1 protein-coding gene is annotated in these 434 nt (G+C 64.3%); it reads right to left on the minus strand.

The window, feature by feature from the left end; translation table 11 throughout:
* A partial coding sequence (locus HUS66_RS17480; RefSeq protein ID WP_302675527.1) for an FAD-linked oxidase C-terminal domain-containing protein occupies positions 1-434 on the minus strand: 434 nt, incomplete at both ends.

Below are 434 nucleotides of genomic sequence, written 5' to 3' on the forward strand. Positions count from 1 at the left end.
GCCTTCCATGAGGGACACATGGCGTCATCGGGATCGTAGTTGTAGCAGGCGCCATTGCCGTTGCAGTAGACCGCCGCTGCGTGGGACTGCCAGACCCGTTCGTCGATCTGGCGGTCGTACTGGCCCCGGGTCGGCACCTCGTCGATGGCCAGCAGCCCCGGGTCGACCCATTTTACCGTCTGCTCGCCGTCGCCCGCCTCGTTCTCTTCAGCGTCTTCTGCCGCGAGAGGGGTGGCGATCTTGCCCGGATTGAGCTGGTTATACGGATCGAAGGCGGCCTTCAGCCGTTGCAGGCTCGGATAGAGCTCGCCGAAGAATTTGGGGGCGTATTCGGAACGCACGCCCTTGCCGTGCTCGCCCCACAAGAGGCCGTGATACTTGTGGGTCAGCTCGGCGACCTCATCCGAGATCTGGCGGATCAGCGCCTCCTGGGC

The organism is Onishia taeanensis, from assembly GCF_013349955.1.
Classification (GTDB): Bacteria; Pseudomonadota; Gammaproteobacteria; order Pseudomonadales; family Halomonadaceae; genus Onishia; species Onishia taeanensis_B.